The sequence below is a fragment of the Flavobacterium sp. genome, assembly GCF_035456225.1.
GTDB lineage: Bacteria > Bacteroidota > Bacteroidia > Flavobacteriales > Flavobacteriaceae > Flavobacterium.
Genome location: NZ_DATIDM010000020.1, coordinates 1 through 3,982 on the forward strand (window position 1 = coordinate 1; position 3,982 = coordinate 3,982).

General features: G+C 39.0%; 4 protein-coding genes and 1 pseudogene. All 5 read left to right on the forward strand.

What is annotated here, in order from left to right; genetic code table 11:
* Positions 1-162: pseudogene (locus VLB74_RS00955) on the forward strand (30S ribosomal protein S4); the annotation flags it as partial.
* A 25-nt stretch (positions 163-187) separates the two neighbouring features.
* On the forward strand, positions 188-1,180 hold the full coding sequence (locus VLB74_RS00960) for a DNA-directed RNA polymerase subunit alpha (RefSeq protein ID WP_325201599.1): 993 nt from the start codon (positions 188-190) through the stop codon (positions 1,178-1,180).
* A gap of 65 nt (positions 1,181-1,245) precedes the next feature.
* The gene (gene rplQ / locus VLB74_RS00965; RefSeq protein ID WP_023574079.1) at positions 1,246-1,731 is read left to right on the forward strand and encodes a 50S ribosomal protein L17; all 486 of its coding nucleotides are present in this window, start codon (positions 1,246-1,248) and stop codon (positions 1,729-1,731) included.
* Between the two features lie 314 nt (positions 1,732-2,045).
* Positions 2,046-3,155, forward strand: a complete 1,110-nt coding sequence (carA, locus tag VLB74_RS00970; RefSeq protein WP_325201600.1) for a glutamine-hydrolyzing carbamoyl-phosphate synthase small subunit — start codon at positions 2,046-2,048, stop codon at positions 3,153-3,155.
* Positions 3,156-3,189: 34 nt separating this feature from the next.
* On the forward strand, positions 3,190-3,982 hold a 793-nt coding region (eno, locus tag VLB74_RS00975), incomplete at its 3' end, for a phosphopyruvate hydratase (RefSeq protein WP_325201601.1).

Sequence of the window (3,982 nt, forward strand, 5' to 3'; positions counted from 1 at the left end):
CTTGAGGCTATCGAACGTTCGTTATCTAATTCTAGCGCTGTTTACGAATGGATTACTTGGAATAATGATACTAAAGAAGGTACTTTTGTTTCTGTGCCTCAAAGACTTCAGATTCCAGAAAACATTAAAGAGCAGTTAATCGTAGAGTTGTACAACAAATAATAATTAGACATCAGTCGAAATAAATATGGCAATATTTAATTTTCAGAAGCCCGATAAAGTTATCATGATCGATTCAACCGATTTTGAAGGTAAATTTGAATTTAGACCTTTAGAACCGGGTTATGGATTGACTATTGGTAACGCATTAAGACGTGTTTTGCTTTCTTCTTTGGAAGGATATGCAATTACTTCAGTTCGTATAGAAGGTGTAGAACATGAGTTCTCTACTATTGCTGGAGTAGTTGAAGATGTTACAGAAATTATCCTTAACCTTAAACAGGTACGTTTCAAACGTCAGATTGAGGATATCGATAACGAGTCTGTTTCTATTTCCTTCACAGGTAAAGATCAGTTGACTGCGGGTGATTTCCAAAAATTCATCTCCGGTTTCCAGGTGTTGAATCCTGAATTGGTTATCTGTAACCTTGATAGCAAAATTTCCATCAACATGGAATTGACTATCGAAAAAGGACGCGGTTATGTTCCAGCAGAAGAAAACAAAAAACAAAACGCAGCTATAGGAACTATTTTTACAGACTCTATCTATACACCGGTAAAGAATGTAAAATATTCAATTGAAAACTTCCGTGTGGAGCAAAAAACCGATTACGAAAAATTGGTTTTCGAAATCATCACTGACGGTTCAATTCATCCTAAAGATGCCTTAACAGAAGCAGCTAAAACTTTGATTCATCACTTTATGTTGTTCTCTGACGAAAGAATCACGCTTGAGGCTGATGAAATTGCTCAAACAGAATCCTATGACGAAGAGTCATTACACATGAGACAATTGCTTAAAACCAAGCTTGTTGATATGGATCTGTCTGTGAGAGCATTAAATTGTTTGAAAGCGGCTGAAGTTGAAACACTTGGCGATTTAGTGTCATTCAACAAAAATGATTTAATGAAGTTCCGTAACTTCGGTAAAAAATCATTAACAGAGTTAGACGAATTAGTCGCTGTTAAAGGTTTAAATTTCGGAATGGATTTAGCTAAATACAAATTAGATAAAGAATAAATTACTTCATATTTTGCGCTCCTACTAATGGATTGATGCAAGATGAAGGTTAAACTCAGTTAGTCATGAGACACGGAAAAAAAGTAAATCATTTAAGCAGACAAACTGGCCACAGAAAGGCTATGTTAGCTAATATGGCTTGTTCTTTAATCGAGCACAAGCGTATCAACACTACTGTTGCTAAAGCAAAAGCTTTGAAACAGTTCGTTGAACCATTAATTACAAAATCAAAAGAAGATACAACTCACAACCGTCGTATCGTTTTCTCTTACTTGAGAAACAAATACGGTGTTACTGAGTTATTCAGAGAAGTTGCTGCGAAAGTAGGAGACCGTCCAGGTGGATATACTCGTATCATCAAGTTAGGAAACCGTCTTGGGGATAACGCTGATATGGCAATGATCGAATTAGTAGACTTCAACGAATTGTACAACGGAGGTAAGAAAGAAGTTAAAAAAGCAACTACTCGTCGTGGTAGAGCTAAAAAAACTGAAGCTACTCCAGAAGCTCCTGCAGCTGAAGCTACAGAAAATACAGAAGCTACTGAATAATCATGAAACAATTGATTTTTCAATAAAAATTAAGGATAAACTTTTAGAGTTTGTCCTTTTTTTTTGCCTTTTTTTTCCTTTCGGGGAAGCACCTGATAAGGTTGGGTTCTTTTGGAGCACGACTATAGGTGTTTTTTTTGCCGTGTTCCCGCTGTCCGCTGTATTTTTTTGGAAGCTTCGAGAGCTTCAGCCTCCAAAAAAGATGCCGCTCCCATCGGGGCTAGAGAAAAACTTTTGGCTTCTTTTAAACGAAATTTTTTTAACGGCAGAATTTGAATTAACTTTGCACAACTTTTTACAACACAACTACAGAGATGAAATATTCAAATCGAAATCAAGCACTTCTATTGTTGAATGACGGAACGATTTTCTACGGGAAATCTATCGGGATCGAAGGGAAAACATTCGGAGAAGTATGCTTTAACACCGGAATGACAGGATATCAGGAAATCTTTACCGATCCTTCATATTTCGGTCAGATTATGGTGGCGACCAACGCACACATTGGAAACTACGGTGTTCACGCCGATGAAACCGATTCTGACAGCATCAAAATTGCAGGTTTGGTTTGTAAAAACTTCAGTTTTAATTATTCAAGACCCGATGCAGAAGGAAGTCTATTGGAATACTTCGAAAAAGTAAACCTGGTTGCCATTTCTGATGTTGATACCAGAGCTTTGGTTTCTTATATCCGTAATCACGGTGCTCAAAACGCCGTAATCTGTACAGATGGAACTCCGGTGGAAGAACTGAAAAAACAGTTAGCTGATGTGCCAAATATGAAAGGTTTGGAATTGGCATCTACCGTTTCAACCAAAGAGGCTTATTTCTTTGGTGACGAAAAAGCAACATTTAAAGTGGCTGCTTTGGACTTAGGAATCAAGACCAACATCCTGCGCTGTCTTGCCGAAAGAGACTGTTACATCAAAGTATTCCCATACAATGCAACTTTCGAAGAATTGAAAGCATTCAATCCTGATGGTTATTTCTTGTCTAACGGTCCTGGTGATCCGGAACCATTGAAAGGCGTACAGCAGGTGGCACTTCAAATCATCGCGGAAAATAAACCGGTTTTCGGAATTTGCCTCGGACACCAAACATTAGCTTTGGCTAACGGGATTTCTACCTATAAAATGTTCAACGGTCACCGTGGAATCAACCATCCGGTAATGAACGTAATTACTAACAGAGGTGAAATCACTTCTCAAAACCACGGCTTCGCGGTAAACAGAGAAGAGTTGGAAAAACACCCTGATTTCGAAATAACGCATTTACACCTGAATGACGGTACCGTAGCCGGTATGCGCATGAAAAACAAAGCGGTTTTCTCGGTGCAGTACCACCCTGAAGCAAGTCCGGGACCACACGATGCACGCTATTTATTCGATCAGTTTGTTGACAATATCAAAGAAAGTAAAAAATAATTCGCTTTAGCGATATCAAATAAAAGACAGTATTATGAGCATGATTATCAAAGTTCACGCAAGACAAATATTAGATTCAAGAGGAAATCCAACCGTTGAAGTGGATGTGATTACAGAAAACGGTATTTTAGGAAGGGCCGCTGTACCATCCGGAGCATCAACCGGTGAACATGAAGCAGTGGAATTACGCGACGGCGGAAAAGCATTCATGGGTAAAGGGGTTCTGAAAGCTGTTGAAAACGTGAATACTATTATTGCTTCTGAATTGGTGGGAACATCGGTTTTCGAACAAAATGCAATTGATAAAATGATGATCGAATTGGATGGCACGCCAAACAAATCTAATTTGGGTGCCAACGCAATTCTTGGAGTTTCTTTGGCTGTGGCAAAAGCTGCTGCTAACGAATTGGGGATGCCTTTATATCGTTATGTTGGCGGAGTTTCTGCTAACACGCTTCCGGTTCCGATGATGAATATCATTAACGGAGGTTCGCACTCTGACGCGCCAATCGCATTTCAGGAATTCATGATTATGCCGGTGAAAGCTCAAAACTTCACTCACGCCATGCAAATGGGTACGGAAATTTTCCATAACCTTAAAAAAGTATTACACGACAGAAATCTTTCTACAGCAGTAGGAGATGAAGGAGGTTTTGCACCGAACTTGGCCGGAGGAACTGAAGATGCTTTGGATTCTATCAAATTAGCTGTTGAGAAAGCAGGATATACTTTCGGAGACGATATCATGATCGCTCTTGACTGTGCGGCTTCTGAGTTTTATGTTAACGGAAAATACGATTACACCAAATTCGAAGGGGAAACAGGAA